General features: G+C 62.7%; 22 protein-coding genes. 17 read left to right on the top strand and 5 right to left on the bottom strand.

Translation table 11 applies throughout. The annotated features are described in order from the left end of the window. The first annotated feature begins 49 nt into the window (after positions 1 to 49). The 7 genes from cyoA to OIN59_RS23500 are packed head-to-tail and all read left to right on the top strand — an operon-like array spanning position 50 to position 6,878. Entirely contained in the window at positions 50 to 1,108 is a 1,059-nt protein-coding gene (cyoA, locus tag OIN59_RS23530) for a ubiquinol oxidase subunit II (protein WP_274114425.1), read from the top strand. A gap of 8 nt (positions 1,109 to 1,116) precedes the next feature. After that, on the top strand, positions 1,117 to 3,120 hold the full coding sequence (gene cyoB, locus OIN59_RS23525) for a cytochrome o ubiquinol oxidase subunit I (RefSeq protein ID WP_274114424.1): 2,004 nt from the start codon (positions 1,117 to 1,119) through the stop codon (positions 3,118 to 3,120). Beyond that, the gene (gene cyoC / locus OIN59_RS23520; RefSeq protein ID WP_274114422.1) at positions 3,113 to 3,748 is read left to right on the top strand and encodes a cytochrome o ubiquinol oxidase subunit III; all 636 of its coding nucleotides are present in this window, start codon (positions 3,113 to 3,115) and stop codon (positions 3,746 to 3,748) included. The genes cyoB and cyoC overlap by 8 nt, the downstream gene beginning before the upstream one ends. Beyond that, positions 3,749 to 4,189 (top strand): cytochrome o ubiquinol oxidase subunit IV, encoded by a 441-nt coding sequence (gene cyoD / locus OIN59_RS23515; RefSeq protein ID WP_274114421.1) that lies wholly within the window; start codon positions 3,749 to 3,751, stop codon positions 4,187 to 4,189. Next, positions 4,189 to 5,007, top strand: coding sequence for an SURF1 family protein (locus OIN59_RS23510; RefSeq protein ID WP_274114420.1), 819 nt, complete (start codon positions 4,189 to 4,191; stop codon positions 5,005 to 5,007). Before cyoD ends, OIN59_RS23510 begins: the two co-directional genes overlap by 1 nt. Further along, positions 4,982 to 6,313 (top strand): ATP-binding protein, encoded by a 1,332-nt coding sequence (locus OIN59_RS23505; RefSeq protein ID WP_274114419.1) that lies wholly within the window; start codon positions 4,982 to 4,984, stop codon positions 6,311 to 6,313. Before OIN59_RS23510 ends, OIN59_RS23505 begins: the two co-directional genes overlap by 26 nt. Positions 6,314 to 6,317: 4 nt before the next feature. Beyond that, a complete protein-coding gene (locus OIN59_RS23500; RefSeq protein WP_274114418.1) occupies positions 6,318 to 6,878 on the top strand; it encodes a response regulator transcription factor in 561 nt (186 codons plus the stop codon). Between the two features lie 108 nt (positions 6,879 to 6,986). Here the strand turns inward: OIN59_RS23500 and OIN59_RS23495 are convergent, their stop codons facing one another. The 5 genes from OIN59_RS23495 to OIN59_RS23475 form a co-directional block, all read right to left on the bottom strand. After that, the gene (locus OIN59_RS23495) at positions 6,987 to 7,976 is read right to left on the bottom strand and encodes a putative transporter (protein WP_274114417.1); all 990 of its coding nucleotides are present in this window, start codon (positions 7,974 to 7,976) and stop codon (positions 6,987 to 6,989) included. Between the two features lie 249 nt (positions 7,977 to 8,225). After that, positions 8,226 to 10,817, bottom strand: coding sequence for a bifunctional aconitate hydratase 2/2-methylisocitrate dehydratase (gene acnB, locus OIN59_RS23490; protein WP_274114416.1), 2,592 nt, complete (start codon positions 10,815 to 10,817; stop codon positions 8,226 to 8,228). Positions 10,818 to 10,924: 107 nt separating this feature from the next. Continuing rightward, positions 10,925 to 11,566: a hypothetical protein gene (locus tag OIN59_RS23485; RefSeq protein ID WP_274114415.1), complete on the bottom strand. Its 642-nt coding sequence runs from the start codon at positions 11,564 to 11,566 to the stop codon at positions 10,925 to 10,927. 32 nt (positions 11,567 to 11,598) lie between these two features. Further along, positions 11,599 to 12,666 (bottom strand): HpcH/HpaI aldolase/citrate lyase family protein, encoded by a 1,068-nt coding sequence (locus tag OIN59_RS23480; RefSeq protein WP_274114414.1) that lies wholly within the window; start codon positions 12,664 to 12,666, stop codon positions 11,599 to 11,601. A 20-nt stretch (positions 12,667 to 12,686) separates the two neighbouring features. Further along, positions 12,687 to 13,673 (bottom strand): malate dehydrogenase, encoded by a 987-nt coding sequence (locus OIN59_RS23475; RefSeq protein WP_274114413.1) that lies wholly within the window; start codon positions 13,671 to 13,673, stop codon positions 12,687 to 12,689. A gap of 236 nt (positions 13,674 to 13,909) precedes the next feature. Between OIN59_RS23475 and OIN59_RS23470 the strand changes: the two genes are divergently transcribed. From OIN59_RS23470 to fghA, 10 genes are all read left to right on the top strand, one after another. Next, positions 13,910 to 14,698 (top strand): GntR family transcriptional regulator, encoded by a 789-nt coding sequence (locus OIN59_RS23470; protein ID WP_274114412.1) that lies wholly within the window; start codon positions 13,910 to 13,912, stop codon positions 14,696 to 14,698. Positions 14,699 to 14,831: 133 nt separating this feature from the next. Further along, positions 14,832 to 15,266, top strand: a complete 435-nt coding sequence (sdhC, locus tag OIN59_RS23465) for a succinate dehydrogenase, cytochrome b556 subunit (protein WP_274114411.1) — start codon at positions 14,832 to 14,834, stop codon at positions 15,264 to 15,266. A 63-nt stretch (positions 15,267 to 15,329) separates the two neighbouring features. Beyond that, positions 15,330 to 15,695, top strand: coding sequence for a succinate dehydrogenase, hydrophobic membrane anchor protein (sdhD, locus tag OIN59_RS23460; RefSeq protein ID WP_274114410.1), 366 nt, complete (start codon positions 15,330 to 15,332; stop codon positions 15,693 to 15,695). 25 nt (positions 15,696 to 15,720) lie between these two features. Beyond that, positions 15,721 to 17,529: a succinate dehydrogenase flavoprotein subunit gene (sdhA, locus tag OIN59_RS23455; protein WP_274114409.1), complete on the top strand. Its 1,809-nt coding sequence runs from the start codon at positions 15,721 to 15,723 to the stop codon at positions 17,527 to 17,529. Positions 17,530 to 17,554: 25 nt separating this feature from the next. Then, the gene (locus tag OIN59_RS23450) at positions 17,555 to 18,259 is read left to right on the top strand and encodes a succinate dehydrogenase iron-sulfur subunit (protein WP_274114408.1); all 705 of its coding nucleotides are present in this window, start codon (positions 17,555 to 17,557) and stop codon (positions 18,257 to 18,259) included. An 18-nt stretch (positions 18,260 to 18,277) separates the two neighbouring features. Then, a complete protein-coding gene (locus tag OIN59_RS23445) occupies positions 18,278 to 18,598 on the top strand; it encodes an FAD assembly factor SdhE (RefSeq protein ID WP_274114407.1) in 321 nt (106 codons plus the stop codon). 78 nt (positions 18,599 to 18,676) lie between these two features. Beyond that, the gene (locus OIN59_RS23440; RefSeq protein WP_274114406.1) at positions 18,677 to 19,987 is read left to right on the top strand and encodes a citrate synthase; all 1,311 of its coding nucleotides are present in this window, start codon (positions 18,677 to 18,679) and stop codon (positions 19,985 to 19,987) included. 220 nt (positions 19,988 to 20,207) lie between these two features. Beyond that, complete coding sequence (locus tag OIN59_RS23435; RefSeq protein WP_055402789.1) at positions 20,208 to 20,474, top strand: metal/formaldehyde-sensitive transcriptional repressor; 267 nt, start codon at positions 20,208 to 20,210, stop codon at positions 20,472 to 20,474. Between the two features lie 41 nt (positions 20,475 to 20,515). Next, positions 20,516 to 21,631, top strand: a complete 1,116-nt coding sequence (locus OIN59_RS23430; protein ID WP_274114402.1) for an S-(hydroxymethyl)glutathione dehydrogenase/class III alcohol dehydrogenase — start codon at positions 20,516 to 20,518, stop codon at positions 21,629 to 21,631. Positions 21,632 to 21,717: 86 nt separating this feature from the next. Beyond that, entirely contained in the window at positions 21,718 to 22,584 is an 867-nt protein-coding gene (gene fghA / locus OIN59_RS23425; RefSeq protein ID WP_274114400.1) for an S-formylglutathione hydrolase, read from the top strand. The last annotated feature ends 103 nt before the right edge of the window (positions 22,585 to 22,687 follow it).

Below are 22,687 nucleotides of genomic sequence, written 5' to 3'. Positions count from 1 at the left end.
TCCGGTATCCGCGTTTACCCTGAAAAAACGCACTGATCGCGCTCTTCACATGCTCAAACTTCCCCAACTTCGTGGGCCCACCTGGCTGCTCGCTCTGGCTGCCCTGGGCAGCCTGGCAGGCTGCAGCAAGGCTGTCGTGCTCAACCCCGCCGGTGACGTCGCTGCCCAGCAAGGCCAGATGGTCATCACCGCCACGCTGCTGATGCTGATCATCATCGTGCCGGTCATCGCCCTCACCCTGCTGTTTGCCTGGAAATACCGCCAGGGCAACACCGAGGCCGAGTACGACCCGGAATGGCACCACTCCACCACGCTGGAGCTGGTGATCTGGACCGTGCCCTTGCTGATCATCATTGCACTGGGCGCCATCACCTGGATCGGCACCCACAAGCTCGACCCCTACCGTCCGCTGGACCGCATTGATGCGCAACGCGCCGTCCCCACCGACGTGAAGCCGCTTGAAGTGCAGGTGGTGGCCATGGACTGGAAATGGCTGTTCTTCTACCCCGAGCAAGGCATTGCCACCGTGAACGAAGTGGCAGCCCCGGTGGACCGCCCCATCCTGTTCAAGCTGACGGCCACATCCACCATGAACGCGTTTTATGTGCCAGACCTCGCCGGCATGATCTACGCCATGCCCGGCATGCAGACCGAGCTGAACGCTGTGATCAACCAGCCTGGCGTGTTCAAGGGCATGTCGTCGCACTACAGCGGCGCGGGCTTCTCGGGCATGACGTTCAAGTTCCACGGCCTGAGCAATGACGACTTTGCGCAGTGGGTGCAAAAAGCCAAAACCGAGGGCAAGCCCCTGGACAAGGGGACCTACCTGAACCTGGTCAAGCCCAGCGAGCGTGACCCAGTGCAGCGTTTTGCCTCGGTGGAAGAAGGCCTGTACGACAAGGTACTCAACCGCTGCGTGGAAGACGGAAAGATGTGCATGCACCACATGATGGCTATTGACGCCAGCGGCGGTGACGCCTATGTGCGCGCCGTGGGGCTGAACCTGTCTCAGGACGTCTGCACCGTGCAAAACGCCGCCCAGGTGGTGGCCGCACTCGAATCCCGCAACGCACCGGCATCCAATTCCGGCGCCAGCATCCGTCAATGAGCCTCCCTATGACCTCCGAAACCCTTTCTCCATCCCACTGGGCGCTGGGCCGTCTGAGCTGGGACACCGTGCCAATGGCGCACGAGCCCATCGTGTTGTGGACCTTCATTGCCGTGGTCCTGGGCGGCATTGCCGTCATGGCGGGCATCACCAAGTTCCGCCTGTGGGGGCCCCTGTGGCGCGACTGGATCTGCAGCATTGACCACAAACGCATCGGGATCATGTACATGATCCTGGGCCTGGTGATGCTGCTGCGCGGCTTTGCCGACGCCGTGATGATGCGCTTGCAACAGGCCATGGCCTTTGGCGACAACATGGGCTACCTGCCGCCGCACCACTACGACCAGATCTTCACCGCCCACGGCGTGATCATGATCTTCTTCGTGGCGATGCCGCTGGTCACGGGCCTGATGAACTACCTCGTGCCGCTGCAGATCGGCGCGCGCGACGTGTCCTTCCCGTTCCTGAACAACTTCAGCTTCTGGATGACCACCGCTGGCGCTGTGCTGGTGATGGTGTCGCTGTTCCTGGGCGAGTTCTCGACCTCCGGCTGGCTGGCGTTGTCCAACCTGGGGGCACAGAGCCCCAGTACAGGGCTGGACTACTACATCTGGGCGCTGCAGATCGCCGGGGTGGGCACCACGCTCTCGGGCATCAACCTGATCGTCACCATCATCAAGATGCGCGCGCCGGGCATGAGCCTGATGAAGATGCCCGTCTTTACCTGGACGGCTCTGTGCACCAACGCGCTGATCGTGGCGTCCTTCCCCGTACTCACGGCCGCGCTGGTGCTGATGTCGCTGGACCGCTACGTGGGCACGAACTTCTTCACCAACGAGCTGGGCGGCAACCCCATGCTGTACGTGAACCTGATCTGGATCTGGGGCCACCCCGAGGTGTACATCCTGGTGCTGCCCGCCTTCGGCGTGTTTTCCGAAGTGGTGGCCACCTTCAGCAAGAAGCGCCTGTTCGGCTACACCTCCATGGTGTACGCCACGGTGTGTATCACCATCCTGTCGTACCTGGTGTGGCTGCACCACTTCTTCACCATGGGCTCGGGCGCGAGCGTGAACACCTTCTTCGGTATCACGACGATGATCATCTCGATCCCCACGGGCGCGAAGATCTTCAACTGGCTGTTCACCATGTACAAGGGCCGCATCCGCTTTGAGCTGCCCATGATGTGGACTGTGGCCTTCATGGTGACGTTCGCCATCGGCGGCATGACCGGCGTGCTGTTGGCCGTGCCCCCAGCCGACTTCGTGCTGCACAACAGCCTGTTCCTGATCGCCCACTTCCACAACGTGATCATTGGCGGCGTGGTGTTTGCCATGTTCGCGGGCATCAACTACTGGTTCCCCAAGGCGTTTGGCTACAAGCTGGACCGCACCTGGGGCGTGTACTCCTTCTGGCTGTGGCTGGTGGGCTTCTGGGTGGCGTTCACGCCGCTGTATGTGCTGGGCCTGATGGGTGTCACGCGCCGTGCCAACCACTTTGAAGACCAGTCGCTGCAAATCTGGTTCGTGATCGCTGCCATCGGTGCGGCCATGATTGCCGCAGGCATTGGCTGCTTCCTGATCCAGCTGGTGGTGAGCTACCTCAAGCGCGAGCAACTGCGCGACTGGACGGGCGACCCCTGGGACGGCCGCACGCTGGAGTGGGCCACCTCATCGCCCCCGCCCAACTACAACTTTGCCTTCACCCCCGTGGTGCACGAGATCGACGCCTGGTGGGACATGAAGAAGCACGGATACAAGCGCCCGCTGGGTGGTTTCCGGCCCATTCACATGCCCGCCAATACCGGCGCCGGTGTGGTGATCTCGGGGCTGTCGTTGGTGTTCGGCTTTGCGCTGATCTGGCACATGTGGCTGCTGGCAGGCGTGTCGTTTGCCACGCTGCTGCTGGCCGCCATCGTCCACACGTTCAATTACCAGCGTGACTTCTACATCCCGACATCCGAAGTGATCTCCACCGAAGAAGCCCGCACACTCCAACTGGCCCGCCATGTCTGATATCCGCATCCACGCTGGCGCCGCAGCAGGCGCCCTGGCCCCGCGCGCGTACCACCTCGCGCACGAGCCCCATCCCGAAAACGGCACCGCCCTGGGCTTCTGGCTGTACCTGATGAGCGACTGCCTCATCTTTGCCGCCCTGTTTGCCACCTACGGCGTGCTGGGCCGCAGCTATGCGGCAGGCCCTACCGGCGCCCAGCTGTTTGACCTGCCTTTGGTGGCCATCAACACGGCCTTCCTGCTGCTGTCCTCCATCACCTTCGGCTTTGCCATGCTGCGCAAGCAGCTGGGCGACGTCAAAGGCACGCTGCTGTGGCTGGGCATCACGGGCCTGTTTGGTCTGTGCTTCCTGGGGCTGGAGCTGTACGAGTTTCAGCATCTGATCCACCAAGGCGCTGGCCCTCAGCGCAGCGCCTTCCTGTCTGCCTTCTTCACGCTGGTGGGCACCCACGGCTTGCACGTCACCTTCGGCCTGGTCTGGCTGGTGGTGCTGATGCTGCAGATCAACAAGCACGGCCTGATCCCCGAGAACAACCGCCGCCTGATGTGCCTGTCCATGTTCTGGCACTTCTTGGACGTGGTCTGGATCGGCGTATTCACCTTTGTGTACCTGATGGGGGTGCTGTAAATGAGCGCACAACACGCAACACACGCGCACGATGCGCACGGGCACGACGATCACCACCATGACGCGGGTCCCCACAGCACCTTCTCCGGCTACATGATCGGGTTTGTGCTGTCCGTCATCCTCACAGCCATCCCCTTCTGGCTGGTGATGGCCAAGGTGATTGCCGACCGCAACACCGCCGTGCTGGTGCTGGGCGGCTTTGCCGTGATCCAGATCCTGGTGCACATGGTGTTCTTCCTGCACATGAACGGCAAGGTCGAAGGCGGCTGGACTCTGCTGTCCACCATCTTCACGGGAGTGTTCGTGGCCATCGCCATTGCGGGCACCTTGTGGGTGATGTTCCACATGAACGCCAACATGATGCCGGAGCACCCCACCCCCACGCCTCCCACGCCTCCCACGCCTCCCACGCACGAAGCATCAGGGCACGCCACACCTTGATGCCTGCAGCCCACGCCACCATGGCCCTACCGCGCCGGGGGTTGCGCCGCGTGGTCCTGCTGGTGCTGGGCATTGCCTTGTTCCTGGGCTTTGTGTCACTGGGTACCTGGCAGGTTCAGCGCCGTACCTGGAAGCTGGACCTCATCGAGAGGGTGGACCAACGGGTGCATGCCGCTCCGGTCGCCCTGCCCCCCGTGGAGCAATGGCCGGACATCAACGCCGCCCGGCATGAGTACCTGCCCGTGGTCTTTCAGGGCCACTGGTTGCCCGGCAAGACGGTGCTGACGCAGGCAGTCACCGAGCTGGGCGCGGGGTTCTGGGTGATCACCGCTCTGCAACGGGGTGACGGAACCCAGGTGCTGGTGAACCAGGGCTTTGTGCCCCAAGAGCAGCGCGCCCAATGGCTGGAAGCCCCGCCCTCTGCCGGTAGCCCGGCCTCCGTGCAGGGGCTACTGCGCATGTCCGAGCCGGGCGGTGGCTTTCTGCGCACCAACGACCCGGCGCAGCAGCGCTGGTACTCACGCGACGTGGCGGCCATCAGCCGCGCGCTGGATCTACCTCAGGCCGCTCCGTTTTTTGTAGACGCCGGACTTCCGGCTGCAACAGCGGCTGCCTCAGCCGCCCCTAGCTGGCCCCGCGCGGGCATGACCGTCATCCGGTTTCACAACAGCCATCTGGTGTACGCCCTGACCTGGTATGGTCTTGCGCTCATGGTTGTGGTGGCGAGCTGGTATGTGGCACGCTACGAGCGCCGCATGGGCGCGCAGGCTGCCAGCCGCCTACCGACCAACGATGAACACCCTCCCACAACGCCCTGACCCCGTCCCGCCCCCCGCGCAGCGCAATGCGCGTTCAGCCGACGCGGCTGCCGGTATCAAGAACCTGCAGCAACTGATCGAGCTGCGCTGGATTGCAGTGGTGGGCCAGGTGTTCACCATCGAAATGGCGCACTACAGCCTGGGGTTGAAACTGCCGCTGCAGGAGATGCTGCTTGTCGTCGGCTGCCTGGCGGTCTTCAATGTGGTGAGCTTGCTGCGCCTGCGCACGGGCCGCGTGGTGCGCAACGTAGAGCTGTTCCTGGCGCTGCTGATTGATGTGGCAGTGCTCACCGTGCAGCTGTACCTGAGCGGCGGCACCAGCAACCCCTTTGTGTTTCTGTACCTGCTGCAGATCACGCTCGGCGCCGTGCTGCTGCGCGGTGCCTACATCTGGTCCATCGTGATCATCACGGCCCTGTGCTTTGCGGCGCTGGCAGACCATCACCTGCCGCTGGCCCTGCCCCAAGACCTGCACCAGGGCCTGTCGAGTCTGTATGTGCTGGGCCTGCTGGTGTGCTTTGTGCTCAACGCCACGCTGGTCATGGTGTTCATCACCCGCATCAACCGCAACCTGCGCGAGCGTGATGCCCGCCTGGCAGCAGCGCGCCGCCGCCGCGTCGAAGAGGAACACATCGTGCGCATGGGCCTGCTGGCGTCTGGCGCCGCGCACGAGCTGGGCACACCGCTGTCCACTCTGGCAGTGATCCTGGGCGACTGGCAGCATGACAAGCGGATGGCCACCAACGCAGCGCTCAAGGAAGACATTGCCGAGATGCAGACCCAGGTACAGCGGTGCAAAAGCATCGTGAGCGGCATCCTGCTCTCAGCCGGTGAAACGCGCGGCGAGGCATCGGTGCAGACCACCGTGCGCACGTTTGTGGATGCGCTGGCGCAGGAATGGCGCAGCACCCGCACCATTCCCCAGTTTGACTATGACAACGACTTTGGTGCCGACACCCCCATGGTGTCGGACACCACCCTCAAACAAATGGTTTTCAATGTGCTGGACAATGCACGTGACGCTTCACCTGGCTGGGTGCGGTTGACCGTCACGCGCAATGCAGACGCCTTGCGCATGACCGTGACCGATGCAGGCCCCGGTTTTGCACCCGACATGTTGTCCAAGTTGGGTACCCCGTACCAGTCTTCCAAAAACCGCCCCGGCGGTGGTCTGGGTCTGTACCTGGTGCTCAATGTGGCCCGAACCCTGGGAGGCAGCGTCGCAGCACACAACCGCCCCGAAGGGGGCGCGCAGGTGACCATCGAGCTACCCCTGGCCGCCATTGCGCTGCCCGAGAAGGTATGAATGAATGAAAGAACCCGCCGTGGACACTGAAGAAGCGCAACGACAGCTGCTGATCGTCGAAGACGACGAAGCCTTTGCGCGCACGTTGACACGCTCGTTTGAGCGGCGCGGGTACAGCGTGTTGCAGGCCGCGAGCTTTGCCGATGTGGAGGCACTGCTGACGCAGCACCAGCCCGGCTATGCGGTGGTGGACCTCAAGCTCAAGGGCGAGGCCTCCGGCCTGGCCTGCGTGCAGACGCTGCACGCCGCTGACGACGAGATGCTGATCGTGGTGTTGACCGGTTTTGCCAGCATTGCCACGGCCGTAGAGGCGGTGAAACTGGGTGCCTGCCACTATCTGGCCAAGCCCTCCAACACCGACGACATCGAAGCTGCTTTTGGTCTGAAAGCAGGCAATGCCGAGGTGGAGCTGACCAACCGCTCCAGCTCCATCAAAACCCTGGAATGGGAACGCATCAACGAGGTGCTGGCAGAGACGGGCTTCAATCTGTCAGAAGCCGCGCGGCGCCTGGGCATGCACCGCCGCACGCTCACGCGCAAGCTCGAAAAAAAGCAGGTGCGTTAGCGCCAAGGGCCCACGCGCCCGTGTACAGCGGGGCAGGCGCGGAGCGCACCGCTGCTGAACAGCAGCATGCACCGCTATCGCGCGCTCCGGCCGGCTCCGTCACGGCGCTCAAGCAACCTCCGGCACCGCCTTCAGCATCTGCTGCTCAAAAGCGCGCAGGCGCTTGTAGATCGAGATCTGCTCCACCACCGTGCTCCAGTTCAGCACCAAAAACTGGAAGGACTCCAGCACCTTGTCAAAGGCCCGTGCAATCTGCTGCATCACGCCCAGGGTGATCACGCCCGCAATCAGTGTCGGGCCCAGAGCCACCAGGGGCACCAACACGCTGACCTGCAGGTAAGACCACTTCACCACATCGAAATACAGGTAGTGAAAAAACAGCCGGAAGTAGTTGCGGCGCACGCCCGCGAACAGCTCGGCTGCGGTGGGTGGCGAGGCACGGTTCGGATCGTCCTCACCCAACACCAGCTCCTTGCGGTACGCCGCCTCCACGCGCTGGTTATGAAACTCCAGCCCCGGCAGCTTCACGCCCACGCAGGCCAGCACCAGCGTGCCGCCCAGTGACCAAGCCAGTGCCACCCAGACCAGAGAGTGCGGAACGGCACCGATCAAAGGCAATGCCGTGACTTTGTCGGAGAGCGTCCACAGCACCGGTAAAAAGGCCCCCAGCGTCATGAGGCTGCGCATGAAGCTCAGGCCCAGGTCCTCCATGGTGCGGGCGAAACGCATGGTGTCTTCCTGCACACGCTGGGCCGCGCCCTCGATATGGCGCAGGCGTGGCCAGGCCGCCATGTAGTGTTCGTTCATCGCCTGGCGCCAGCGAAAGATGTAGTGTTTGCTGAAAAAATCCACCAGCACCGCCGTCGTCACATAGATCATGGCAATGCGCGCAAAGGTCGAAAGCTGTCCCCAGAATTGCTCTGCGGTGATGCTGCCAGGTTTGCCCAGAGCCTCCTGAATGAGATCGTAAAAGCTGCCAAACCAGTCGTTGATCTGCACGTCCAGTTGCACACGGTATGCCGTGGCCAAAAGAATGACGACAGAACCCAGGAGAGACCAAGCCCACCAGCGGCGAGCAAAGAAGAATGACTTGAACATCGTGATGCCGTGTTGGTATGGTTCTTCGGAATCTGAGTGCAACACGGAATGAACGTTCCGCGAAGAGCTCAACCTGGTAGCGAGTGATCTGTGATCAGGCACTGCCGACTCATTCGCCATGGCCATCCACTGCATTGGGGCATAACAACCCAGATTCGCAGTGCACAGCGCCACTGATTTGGGCGGCGACAAAAAAAAGCGGCCCCGAGGGGGCCGCTTTGCGCACCTGCATCAACGATGCAAATGCAATCAGGCAGCGACGCCCTTGGCCACGTCCGCGTACTCTTCGATCTGGTCGAAGTTCAGGTACTTGTAGATCGAAGCACCATCCTTGTTCACGATGCCCATGGCGTCGTGGTACTCGGCCACCGTGGGGATCTTGCCCAGCTTGGACGCGATGGCGGCCAGCTCAGCCGAGGCCAGGAACACGTTGGTGTTCTTGCCCAGGCGGTTGGGGAAGTTGCGGGTGGAGGTAGACACCACCGTAGCGCCTTCGCGCACCTGGGCCTGGTTGCCCATGCACAGCGAGCAGCCGGGCATTTCGGTACGGGCGCCGGCGGCGCCAAAGTTGGCGTAGTGGCCTTCCTTGATCAGCTCGCTCTCGTCCATCTTGGTCGGTGGTGCCACCCACAGCTTGACGGGGATGTCACGGCTGCCGCCCAGCAGCTTGGCTGCAGCGCGGAAGTGACCGATGTTGGTCATGCACGAACCGATGAAGGCTTCGTCGATCTTGGTGCCAGCCACATCCGACAGGGTCTTGGCATCATCAGGGTCGTTCGGGCAGCACAGGATGGGTTCCTTGATGTCGGCCAGATCGATCTCGATAACGGCAGCGTATTCGGCGTCCTTGTCGGCTTCGAGCAGGTTGGGGTTGGCCAGCCAGGCTTCCACCTTTTCGATGCGGCGCTGCAGCGTGCGCGCATCGGCGTAGCCATCAGCGATCATGTTCTTCATCAGCACGACGTTGCTGGTGAGGTATTCCTTGACGGGCGCGGGGTTGAGCTTGATGGTGCAACCGGCAGCAGAACGCTCTGCGGACGCGTCAGACAGCTCAAACGCTTGCTCGACCTTCAGGTCTGGCAGGCCTTCGATTTCAAGGATGCGGCCGGAGAACACGTTCTTTTTGCCAGCCTTGGCCACCGTGAGCAGACCCGCCTTGATGGCATACAGAGGAATGGCGTGCACGAGGTCGCGCAGCGTCACGCCAGGCTGCATTTCGCCCTTGAAACGCACCAACACCGATTCAGGCATATCCAGGGGCATCACGCCCGTCGCAGCGCCGAAAGCCACCAGACCGGAGCCAGCAGGGAACGAAATGCCGATGGGGAAACGGGTGTGCGAGTCGCCACCAGTGCCGACCGTGTCAGGCAACAGCAGGCGGTTGAGCCAGCTGTGGATCACGCCATCACCAGGACGCAGGGCCACGCCGCCACGGTTGCTGATGAACGCAGGCAGTTCGCGGTGGGTCTTCACGTCCACAGGCTTGGGGTAAGCGGCCGTGTGGCAGAACGATTGCATGACCAGATCGGCCGAGAAGCCCAGGCAGGCCAGGTCCTTCAGCTCGTCGCGGGTCATGGGGCCGGTGGTGTCTTGCGAGCCCACGGTGGTCATCTTGGGTTCGCAGTAGGTACCGGGGCGCACGCCCTGGCCTTCCGGCAGGCCGACGGCGCGGCCGACCATCTTCTGCGCCAGCGTGAAGCCTGCGGTTGTGGCCACAGGCGCGGTAGGCAGGCGGAACAGGGTGGAAACGGGCAGGCCCAGGAATTCGCGGGCCTTGGCGGTCAGCGAGCGGCCAATGATCAGGTTGATACGGCCACCAGCGCGCACTTCGTCAAACAACACGTCGCTCTTGAGCTTGAACTCGACCACGGTCTCGCCGTTTTTCACGATCTTGCCGTCGTAAGGCAGGATGTCGACCACGTCGCCCATTTCGAGCTTGGACACATCCACTTCGATGGGCAGTGAGCCAGAGTCTTCTTGCGTGTTGAAGAAGATGGGGGCAATCTTGCCGCCCAGCGTCACACCACCAAAGCGCTTGTTAGGCACAAACGGAATGTCCTGGCCCGTGGCCCAGATGACGCTGTTGGTGGCCGACTTGCGGCTCGAGCCCGTGCCCACCACGTCGCCCACATAAGCCACGAGGTGGCCCTTCTTCTTGAGGTCTTCGATGAACTGCATCGGACCGCGCTTGCCATCTTCTTCAGGCTTGAACGCCGCGCCTTCGCGGGTGTTCTTGAGCATGGCCAGGTAATGCAGCGGGATGTCGGGGCGGCTCCAGGCATCAGGCGCTGGCGACAGGTCGTCGGTGTTGGTTTCTCCGGGCACCTTGAACACGGTGACGGTGATCTTCTTTTCGACTTCAGGGCGGGTGGTGAACCACTCGGCATCGGCCCAGCTCTTGATAACTTCCTGTGCCTTGGCATTGCCAGCCTTGGCCTTGGTCGCGACGTCGTTGAAGAAGTCGAACATCAGCAGGGTCTTCTTCAGGCCTTCAGCGGCCACACCGGCCACCTCTGCGTCGTCCAGCAATTCAATCAGCGGATGCACGTTGTAGCCACCGACCATGGTGCCCAGCAGCTCAGTGGCCTTGGCCTTGGAGATCAGGCCCACCTTGATGTCGCCGTGCGCCACAGCGGCCAAAAAGCTGGCCTTGACCTTGGCAGCATCGTCCACGCCGGGCGGTACGCGGTGGGTCAGCAAATCGAGCAAAAAGGCGTCTTCACCGGCAGGTGGGTTCTTGATCAGCTCGATCAGTTCAGCAACCTGCTTGGCTTCCAGGGGTAGCGGGGGAATGCCCAGGGCGGCGCGCTCGGCTACGTGGTCACGGTAGGCTTTCAACATGGTTTTCTCCGGTTGTTTTCTAAAGTGGGGCGTCGTGTGTTTCGAAGGGTTCGGCACCAGGGCCTGCGAACTCCGCACACACTGAGTCGTTGGTTTATCCGTGCGGTTTATTTGGCGACGGGCAAGGGTTCCAGCACGCTCACGGGCGGGTTTTTCTTGATGGCTTCTGCCACCACCACCTGCTCGGGGCTCATGCACTCGTCGGCAAGGCGCTGGCCTGCACGCTGGTTCATCAGCATGGACTTGTTGGCGATCTGCAGCCACACGGCACCACCCTTGGTGTCCTCCAGGCGCACCGTGCCCGTGGTCGTGGCCACTGGCGACATGTAGTACTTGAAGCCCTTGCCTTCCACATGGAAGTGACCTGGGGTTGCGGAGTCAGCCGTCACAGTGACAAAGGCTCCCAGCTCGCAGGGCATGCGCCCCACATGCACGCGCTCGGCAATGGCCAGTTCGGCGGGCGACAGCGCAGCCTCGGCGGCGATGATGCCAGCCGCCACCTGGTTGGTGGCGCTCTTGAGCTGCGTGCGGCTGCTGGTGGGTTCGGACTTGGCGACGGTGCGGCTCTTGGCTGGAGCCTTGGCCGCAGTCTTGGCGTCTGCTGGCTTGGCAGCCGACTTGGCTGCGGGCTTGGCCGCAGGTTTGGCGGAGGCCTTGGTGTCAGACTTGGCCGCTGGCTGGGCCGATGTTTGAGCCAAGGCGAAGGCCGGAGCCAGCAGCATGAGGGCGGAGGCAATGACGAATTTCATGGGAAGTCCTGCGTGGAAATATCCAAGGGTGTTCACGGTGGAACGAGAGCCGATGCGTCAAACCAGTGACGCACCGCAAAGGGTAGCGCGCGCCCCGTACTGTGGGCACGCGCCAGAATCTGCCAATAAAAGCGGTAGCTGGCGCGGTCATGCAGCACGCCATCCACACTGATGGGAGCCCAGTCTGCCAAGGCGGCTGCTGAAATGATCCGGGACGCGGCATCGATATCGTCCTGCTGAGGCGCAAAGGCCTGCAAGATGGTGCGGATCTGTGCCGGATGAATGCTCCACATCCGCGTGTAGCCCAGTTCACGCGATGCGCGGCCAGCAGCACCTTGCAGGGCCGCCATGTCCGAAAACTCGGTAACGACGCAATGGGAAGGCACCTTGCCATGTGCGTGGCAGGCCGAGGCGATTTCGAGCTTGGCGCGCACCACCAGCGGGTGCGCAAACTGCCCAACAGAGGTCATGGCTTGCGCGGGAATGGCGCCCCCATGGGCCGACACAAAGTCCATGAGGCCAAAACTCAGGCTCTGCACGCGGGGATGGGCAGCGATTTCGAAGGCACGCTGCACGGCGGCAGGGGATTCGATCAGCACATGCAGAGGCACATGGGCCGCCGACGCGCGCTCCAGCGCACGCTCGGCCAGCAGCACATCGTCCACTGACTCGACCTTGGGCACCATGAGGTGGCACAGCCTGTGCCCTGCCTCGCCCGCAATGGTGGCGACATCATTGGCAAACGCGGGGTGGTCCACTGCATGAACGCGGGCCGCTACCCGAGCCTCTGGCGCCGCAGTGGCTGCCAGGCTTGCCACCAGGGCCGCATGCGCAGACTCCAGCCCAACGGGCGCGCCATCTTCGCAATCAAGGGTGACATCAAAAACGCAGGTGCCAAACTCCTGCGTCATCTCGGCCTGCAACTGCAGGCTTTTGCGCATGCGCACTTCCACGCCACTGTAGTGGTCGCAGACCGGCAAAAAACCGGTCTGCGCCTGTGCGCCAAGCAACACATCGCGCGGATGGACGGACGCAGCGCCCCGCCCCAGTGCGGGGGCTTGGGCGGCCCGAAGGCCCGATGCCACAGGCGTCGGCTGCATTGCGTCGTTCACCGGCTTGCTTACAGCAGGTGCTTGACGCCGTCTTGCTCGCCTTGCAGTTCGGCCAGCGTGATGTTGATGCGCTCTTGCGAGAACGCGTCGATTTCCAGACCTTCAACGATCTTGTACTCGCCGTTTTCGCATGTCACGGGGAAGCCGAACATCGTGTCCTTGGGAATACCGTATTGGCCGTCCGAAGGAATACCCATGGTGACCCACTTGCCGTTGGTGCCCAGGGCCCAGTCGCGCATGTGGTCGATGGCAGCGTTGGCGGCCGAAGCTGCCGACGACAGACCACGGGCTTCAATGATGGCGGCACCACGCTTGCCCACGGTGGGCAGGAAGGTGTTGGCGTTCCATTCCTGGTCGTTGATCATCTTGGCGACGCTTTCGCCGTTGATGGTGGCAAAGCGGTAGTCGGCGTACATCGTGGGCGAGTGGTTGCCCCAGACGGTCAGCTTTTCGATGTCAGCCACAGCCTTGCCGGTCTTGGCAGCGATCTGGCTGGCAGCGCGGTTGTGGTCCAGGCGCAGCATGGCCGTGAAGTTCTTGCGTGGCAGATCAGGGGCCGACTTCATGGCGATGTAGGCGTTGGTATTGGCAGGGTTACCCACCACGAGCACCTTCACGTTGCGCGAAGCCACGGCATTCAGGGCCTTGCCTTGTGCCGTGAAGATGGCGCCATTGACAGCCAGCAACTCGGCACGCTCCATGCCGGGGCCACGTGGGCGCGAACCAACCAGCAGTGCGTAGTCGGCATCCTTGAAGGCAGTCATGGGGTCGCTGTGCGCGGTCATCTCGACGAGCAACGGGAAGGCGCAGTCGTCCAGTTCCATCATCACGCCCTTGAGCGCTTTTTGAGGACCTTCGACAGGGACTTCGAGCAATTGCAGGATGACCGGCTGGTCCTTGCCCAGCATTTCGCCGGAGGCGATACGGAACAACAGTGCGTAACCGATTTGGCCAGCGGCGCCGGTGACAGCTACGCGAACGGGCTTCTTGCTCATGGTGAAAACTCCAGGAAGTGAGGAAAACAGGTGTGAGTGCAACGCAAGCACCAGCGCCTGTCACCAGTAGCCCGTGCCCCGCAAAACAGCATTGGAGTTTACCCCTGATTGGACGCCTCGGTCAATTTGTCTTATGTCTTATATAAGATATGATTGCACCCCGTTTGTCGTCCGATTGTCATGTGGCAACCGCACCGCCACAGCACAACCCACGCACAACCAACAGACCTCACACCATGTCATCGCTTCCGTTCGCAGCCGACAACCCCGCCGCCCCGCAAGGCACGGCGGGGGTCGCCACGCCAGCGTTCAGCCCGCTGTACCAGCAGATCAAGGGACTGATCCTGCAGAGCCTGCAGCAAGGCGAATGGAAGCCTGGCGAGGCCATTCCGAGCGAAATGGAACTGGCAGCGCGCTTTCGCGTGAGCCAGGGCACGGTGCGCAAGGCCATTGATGAGCTGGCGGCCGAAAACCTGGTGATGCGTCGGCAGGGCAAAGGCACCTTTGTGTCCACCCACGCCGAGCAACATGTGCAGTACCGCTTCCTGAAGCTGCTGCCCGACACCGGAGACGCCCGCGTGGAGGGCCCTGCGCAGCGCCGCGTGATCGACTGCCGCCGCGTGCGCGCCAATGCCGATGTTGCCCGCGCCCTGGCGCTGCGCAGCGGCGATGCTGTGACACAGGCCCGACGCATCCTGTCGTTTGCCGGGGTGCCCACCATTCTCGAAGACATCTGGCTGCCGGGGCAGGCCTTCAAGGGCCTCACGGCCGAGCAGCTCGCCAACTACCAGGGCCCCACCTACGCCATGTTCGAACTCGACTTTGGCGTGCGGATGGTGCGGGCCGAAGAAAAAATCCGCGCCGTGCTGCCCGACGAGGAGCAAGCCCAACTGCTGCAGATCACCCCCGTGACCCCGCTGCTGAGCGTGGAGCGGATTGCTTACACCTATAACGATGTTCCCATGGAGTTACGCCGTGGGCTGTATCGCACGGATACCCACCATTACCGCAATGAATTGAGCTGACAACAGGCTGGCACCCGAGCATTAACGTCGAAAATTTCAAGCCCGGCGAAACCCTTGTGTTGCGTTGCAATAGAATTTTGCGTTCTTTGCATCTTCAAATTACAAAGCAGTTACATCCACGAAAGCACCAGAAATGACAGAACTAGCCAAAAAACGGCCTGAATTCCGCAACATCAATGCCTTCAAGGACTTGACCACCTACCGCATGCCACCTGCAGCGTGGGTTTCGATCTTGCACCGCGCCAGCGGACTGATCATGTTCCTGCTGCTGCCTTTCATCATCTGGATGTTCGACACCTCGGTGTCCTCCGAAATCTCGTTTGCCAAATTCTCGGCGGCCTTCAACATCGGCCTCGGCTTCGTGCCCGGCTGGTTCATCAAGCTGGTCGCCCTGGCTCTGATCTGGGCCTACCTGCACCACTTCACTGCCGGCCTGCGCCACCTGTGGATGGACGTGAGCCACAGCGCTGTGAACAAACAATTCGGCAAGTCCTCGGCCTTTGTCGTCCTGGCCATCAGCATCTCGCTGGCTCTGGTGCTGGGCGCCAAGCTTTTCGGCCTGTACTGATCAACCCACAAAACCAGCGGGCTCTGCCAGCCAGTGCCCGCTGAAGAACGAGAGGAAATTTCCATGTCCGTCAATTACGGTTCCAAGCGCGTCGTCGTCGGCGCCCACTATGGCCTGCGCGACTGGCTCAGCCAGCGCGTCACGGCAGTCCTGATGGCCCTGTTCACCCTGGCCTTGCTGGCCCAGGTCATTTTTTCCAAGGGCCCCATCGGCTACGACAAATGGGCCGGCATCTTCTCGGCCCAGTGGATGAAGGTGCTGACCTTCTCCGTGATCATTGCGCTGGCCTGGCACGCCTGGATCGGCCTGCGCGAAATCCTGATGGACTACATCAAGCCCGTAGTCCTGCGCCTGGCGCTGCAAGTGTTCAGCATTGTCTGGCTGGTCGGCTGCGCCGGCTGGGGTATCCAGGTTCTGTGGCGTCTCTGAATCCCGCGACTGAAGGCAAAAAATAATGAGCTACACCAACGCTAACATCACCAAGCGCAAGTTCGACGTCGTCATCGTCGGCGCAGGCGGCTCCGGCATGCGTGCCGCGCTTGAACTCTCCCGCGCGGGCCTGAACGTGGCCTCGCTGTCCAAAGTGTTCCCCACCCGCTCGCACACCGTGGCGGCACAAGGCGGCGTGAGCGCATCGCTGGGCAACATGTCCGAGGACAACTGGCACTATCACTTCTACGACACCATCAAGGGCTCCGACTGGCTGGGCGACCAGGACGCCATCGAGTTCATGTGCCGCGAAGCACCCAAGGTGGTGTATGAGCTGGAGCACTTCGGCATGCCGTTCGACCGCAACCCCGACGGCACCATCTACCAGCGCCCCTTCGGCGGCCACACAGCCAACTATGGCGAAAAGCCCGTGCAACGCGCCTGCGCCGCTGCCGACCGCACCGGCCACGCCATGCTGCACACGCTGTACCAACAGAACGTGAAGGCCAAGACCAATTTCTTTGTCGAATGGATGGCTCTGGACCTGATCCGCGACGCCGACGGCGACGTGGTGGGCGTGACCGCCCTGGAAATGGAAACCGGCGACCTGTACATCCTGGAAGCCAAGACCGTGCTGCTGGCCACCGGTGGCGCAGGCCGCATCTTTGCGGCATCGACCAATGCCTTCATCAACACCGGTGACGGCCTGGGCATGGCGGCACGCGCCGGCATCGCGCTGCAGGACATGGAGTTCTGGCAGTTCCACCCCACCGGCGTGGCCGGTGCTGGCGTGCTGCTGACCGAAGGCTGCCGCGGCGAAGGCGCCATCTTGCTCAACAGCAATGGCGAGCGCTTCATGGAGCGCTACGCGCCCACGCTGAAAGACCTGGCACCGCGCGACTTCGTGTCCCGCTCGATGGACCAGGAAATCAAGGAAGGCCGTGGCTGTGGCCCCAACAAGGACTACGTGCTGCTCAAGCTCGACCATCTGGGCGCAGACACCATCCACAAACGCTTGCCCTCGGTGTACGAAATCGGCGTCAACTTCGCCAACGTGGACATCACCAAGGAACCGATTCCTGTGGTGCCCACCATTCACTACCAGATGGGCGGCGTACCGACCAACATCAATGGCCAGGTGGTGACGCAGGCCAACGGCATCAACAACTCCGTGGTGAACGGCCTGTACGCGGTGGGCGAATGTGCCTGCGTGTCGGTACATGGCGCCAACCGCCTGGGCACCAACTCGCTGCTGGACCTGCTGGTGTTTGGCAAGGCCGCTGGCCGCCACATCGTCGAGTTCAACAACAAGAACAAGGAGCACAAGCCCCTGCCCAAGGACGCGGCCGACCGCACGCTGGAGCGCCTGAACCAGCTCGACCAATCGAGCGAAGGCATCTACGCGCAAAACCTGGCAGGCGACATCCGCTCCACCATGCAGCAGCATGCCGGCGTGTTCCGCACCCAGGCCAGCATGGATGAAGGCGTCAAGAAGATCGCCGACATCCGCAGCCGCGTGGGCAGCGTGACCCTCAAGGACAAGTCCAAGGTGTTCAACACCGCCCGCATCGAAGCCCTGGAAGTGGACAACCTGATCGAAGTAGCGCAAGCCACCATGGTGTCGGCCGCTGCCCGCAAGGAATGCCGTGGCGCCCACACCGTGTACGACTACGAGCACCCGGCCGACCACGCCGAGTTCCCGCTGGGCCGCAACGACCAGGAATGGATGAAGCACACCCTGTGGTACAGCGAAGGCAACCGCCTCGACTACAAGCCGGTCAACCTCAAGCCCCTGACGGTGGACAGCGTGCCCCCCAAGGTCCGCACGTTCTAAACAGTAGCCCCACGAGAGAAGAAACATGCAAAAGCGCACATTCCAAATCTACCGCTACGACCCGGACAAGGACGCCAAGCCTTACATGCAGACCATCGAGATCCAACTCGACGGCCATGAACGCATGCTGCTGGACGCGCTGGTCAAGCTCAAGGAACAAGACCCAACGCTGTCGTTCCGCCGCTCGTGCCGCGAAGGCGTCTGCGGTTCGGACGCCATGAACATCAATGGCAAAAACGGCCTGGCTTGCCTCACGAACATGAACACCCTCCAGGGCACCATCGTTCTGAAGCCCCTGCCCGGCCTGCCGGTGATCCGCGACCTGATCGTGGACATGACGCAGTTCTTCAAGCAGTACAACTCGATCAAGCCTTACCTGATCAACGAAGAACTGGCCCCCGACCGCGAGCGCCTGCAGTCGCCCGAAGAGCGCGAAGAGCTCAACGGCCTGTACGAGTGCATCCTGTGCGCCAGCTGCTCCACGAGCTGCCCCAGCTTCTGGTGGAACCCCGACAAGTTCGTGGGCCCTGCCGGTCTGCTGCAGGCCTACCGCTTCATCGCCGACAGCCGCGATGACGCCACCGCCCAACGCCTCGACAATCTCGAAGACCCGTACCGCCTGTTCCGCTGCCACACCATCATGAACTGCGTGGACGTGTGCCCCAAGGGCCTGAACCCCACGAAGGCCATCGGCAAGATCAAGGAACTGATGGTGCGTCGCGCCATCTGACCAGGGTCCAGGACCGTCATGGGTGCAACCGCCATCACCGCCCCCTCGGCAGCCTCTGTGCTGCTGACGGAACGCGAACTCAGCAAGCTGCACTGGCGCTGCCGGCGCGGCCTGCTGGAAAACGATTTGTTCATCGAACAGTTCTTTACCCGTTTCGAGCCAGAGCTGAACCAACGCCACGCCCAGGGCCTTGCGGCCCTGATGGACCTCGCCGACAACGACCTCCTGGACCTGCTGCTTTGCCGCAAGGAACCCAGCGAGACGCTGGATGCGCCCGAGGTGCATGAAGTGCTGGGCATGCTGCGGCAAAGCGGCGGCGCCCCCGTGCTGGGAACCTGACGAGCGGGCTTTCTCACTCTGAATGGCTCCCAGCCCCACCAGACCGGATGATCATCGGCAAACCAAAGGAAAGTAACAATGAAGCTAGCTGACAACAAAGCCACCCTGTCGTTCAGTAACGGCAGCCCCAGCGTGGACCTGCCGGTCTATCAGGGCAGCATCGGCCCGGACGTCATCGACATCCGCAAGCTGTATGCGCAGACGGGCATGTTCACCTATGACCCGGGCTTCCTGTCCACAGCAGCCACCCAGTCGGCCATCACCTACATCGATGGCGACAAGGGCGAACTGCTGTACCGCGGCTACCCCATTGAGCAGTTGGCTGAGAACTGCGACTTCCTGGAAACCTGCCACCTGCTGCTGTACGGTGACCTGCCCAACGCAGCCCAGAAGACCGACTTCACCAGCCGCGTGACCAACCACACCATGGTCAACGAGCAGATGCAGTTCTTCCTGCGTGGCTTCCGCCGTGACGCGCACCCCATGGCCGTGCTGACCGGCCTGGTGGGCGCCCTGTCGGCCTTCTACCACGACAGCACGGACATCAACAATCCGCAGCACCGTGAGATCGCCGCGATCCGCCTGATCGCCAAGATGCCCACGCTGGTCGCCATGGCCTACAAGTACGGCATGGGCCAGCCCTACATGTACCCGCAGAACCACCTGAGCTACGCAGGCAACTTCCTGCACATGATGTTCGGCACGCCCTGCGAAGAGTACAAGGTCAACCCCGTGCTGGAACGCGCGCTGGACCGCATCTTCATCCTGCACGCTGACCACGAGCAAAACGCCTCGACCTCCACCGTGCGCCTGTGCGGCTCGTCGGGCACGAACCCGTTTGCCGCCATCGCCGCTGGCGTGGCCTGCCTGTGGGGCCCCGCACACGGTGGCGCCAACGAAGCTGCGCTGAACATGCTGTACGACATCCAGGCCCAAGGCGGCGTGGAAAAGATCGGCGACTTCATCAAGCAGGTCAAGGACAAGAACTCCGGCGTCAAGCTCATGGGCTTTGGCCACCGCGTGTACAAGAACTACGACCCCCGCGCCAAGCTCATGCAAGAGACTTGCAATGAAGTGCTGGCCGAGCTGGGCCTGGAAAACGACCCGCTGTTCAAGCTGGCCAAGGAACTGGAAAAGATCGCCCTGGAAGACGACTACTTCGTGCAGCGCAAGCTCTACCCGAACGTGGACTTCTACTCCGGCATCGTGCAGCGCGCCATCGGCATCCCTGTGAACCTGTTCACCGGCATCTTCAGCCTGGCCCGCACCGTGGGCTGGATCGCCCAACTGAACGAAATGATCGGCGACCCCGAGTACAAGATCGGCCGCCCACGCCAGCTGTTCACCGGCTCCGTGCGCCGCGACGTGCCACCACTGGCCAACCGCTGATCGGTACGGCGCCCCGCGCCGTCCGCTCGCAACCATCAAGCCCGCAGGCAGTGCCTGCGGGCTTTTTTCATGGTCTATCGGTAGTGGTTGCCAGCAGAAAGGCCAGATACTCCCCCTGAGTAATAGGCCTTTTACCGCCCATAGTGCAATAGGAATGTGCGCTTGTCTTTTATACTACTACCCAGTACACCGTTGATCACTGGCCATCCATCGCCCGCTCATGCCCCACACGCCCGAAGACAAGCAACGCGCCATCACCCGCCTGCGCCGTATCAAAGGCCAGGCCGAGGCGCTGGAACGCGCTGTGGAAGCCGGCAGCGACTGCGCGCCCATCCTGCAGCAGTTGGCCGCCATGCGCGGCGCCGTGCACGGGCTGATGGCCGACCTGCTCGACAGCCATGTGCGCGAGACGCTGGCGGAAAAACCGGCACCGTCGCAGCAAGCCATTGACGAGACTCTCGCCTTGCTACGGTCGTACCTCAAATAAACCACCCCACACCCCACCCGATTGACCGAAAGGACCACCCCATGAAATCCCGCGCCGCCGTTGCCTTCAAAGCCGGAGAACCCCTGCAGATCGTCGAAATCGACGTGGCCCCGCCCAAAAAGGGCGAGGTGCTCATCAAGATCACCGACACCGGTGTGTGCCACACCGACGCATTCACACTGAGCGGTGACGACCCCGAAGGCCTGTTCCCCGTGGTGCTGGGCCATGAAGGCGCGGGCATCGTGGTGGAAGTGGGCGAAGGCGTGACCAGCGTGAAGCCTGGCGATCACGTCATCCCGCTCTACACCGCCGAATGCGGCGAATGCCTGTTCTGCAAGAGCGGCAAGACCAACCTGTGCGTCGCCGTACGCGCCACACAGGGCAAGGGCGTCATGCCCGACGGCACCACACGCTTCAGCTACAACGGCCAGCCCATCTACCACTACATGGGCTGCAGCACCTTCAGCGAATACACCGTGGTGGCCGAGGTGTCGCTGGCCAAGGTCAACCCCAACGCCAACCCCGAGCAGGTCTGCCTGCTGGGCTGCGGCGTGACCACCGGCCTGGGCGCGGTGAAGAACACGGCCAAGGTGCAAGAGGGCGACACCGTGGCCGTATTCGGCCTGGGCGGCATCGGCCTGGCGGTCATTCAAGGTGCCAAGCTGGCCAAGGCGGGCCGCATCATCGCCGTGGACACCAACTCATCCAAGTTCGACCTGGCACGCACCTTCGGTGCCACCGACTGCGTGAACCCCAAGGACTTCGACAAGCCTATTCAGCAGGTCATCGTGGAGATGACGACCTGGGGCGTGGACCACAGCTTTGAATGCATTGGCAACGTGAACGTGATGCGCGCCGCGCTGGAATGCGCACACCGGGGCTGGGGCCAGAGCGTGATCATCGGCGTGGCCGGTGCGGGGCAAGAGATCAGCACCCGCCCCTTCCAGCTCGTCACTGGCCGCAAGTGGCTGGGCACGGCGTTTGGCGGCGTCAAGGGCCGCAGCGAGCTGCCCGGCATGGTCGAAGACGCGATGGCCGGCAAGATCCAACTCGCGCCGTTTGTCACGCACACCATGGGCCTGAAGGACATCAACGAAGCGTTTGATTTGATGCACGAAGGCAAGTCGATCCGCTCGGTCGTCAAGTACGCCGCTTGATCCTGGCGGAGATGCGCTGAAGGTCAAATCAACCTCCAGCGCCCTTCCATCAAGCGCTACTAGCTATTATTTTAAGAGCATTCGACATGACCACTCCCCTGGACCTGCTCAGCCAGCACGCCTGTTTTGGCGGCGAGCAGCGCTTTTACCAGCACGCCTCCACCACCATCGGCCTGCCGATGAAGTTCTCGGTGTACCTGCCGCCCCAGGCGCAGCAGGGCCCTGTGCCCGCCATGTTGTACCTGGCCGGGCTGACCTGCACCGAGGAGACCTTTGCCATCAAGGCCGGAGCCCAGCGCCTAGCCGCCGAACTGGGCCTGGCCCTGATCGCGCCCGACACCAGCCCGCGCGGCGAGGCCGTGTTGGCCCTGCCTAGCGCCACGGCCAGCTGGGACTTTGGCGTGGGCGCGGGCTTTTACCTCGACGCCACGCGGAGCCCCTGGGACACCCACTGGCGCATGGAGAGCTACCTGCTGCAAGAGCTGCTGCCCCTGGTGGGCCAGCACCTGCCCATCGACCTGCAGCGCCTGGGCATCTTCGGCCACAGCATGGGCGGCCATGGCGCGCTCACGCTGGCCCTGCGCCACCCCGGCCGGTTCAAGACGGTGTCGGCCTTTGCGCCCATCTGCGCCCCCACCCAGTGCCCCTGGGGCGAAAAAGCCTTCACCGGCTACCTGGGCCCCGACCGCACCACCTGGCTGGAACATGACGCCACGGTGCTGATGCAGCACCAGCCCATCGCGCCCTACCCTGCGGGCATCCTCATCGACCAGGGGCTGGACGATAAATTCCTGCCCGACCAGTTGCACCCCCACCTGTTCGAGGCCGCGTGCCAGGCCATCGGCCAGCCGCTCACGCTGCGCCGCCACGCTGGCTACGACCACGGCTACTACTTTGTACAGAGCTTTGTGGCCGACCACCTCCGCCACCATGCCCAGGTGCTAGCCCCATGAATCTGGGAAATCGGGGGTATGCCGGTGCTGCACTGGACCAGGGCGTAGCACCGTGCAATGGCCCCAGGCAAGAACGGAAAGGTGACCGGCTCTTGCACCCCCT

The sequence above is a fragment of the Acidovorax benzenivorans genome, from assembly GCF_028680575.1.
Taxonomy (GTDB): domain Bacteria; phylum Pseudomonadota; class Gammaproteobacteria; order Burkholderiales; family Burkholderiaceae_C; genus Acidovorax; species Acidovorax benzenivorans.
This window is presented reverse-complemented; position numbering and strand designations above follow the sequence as displayed.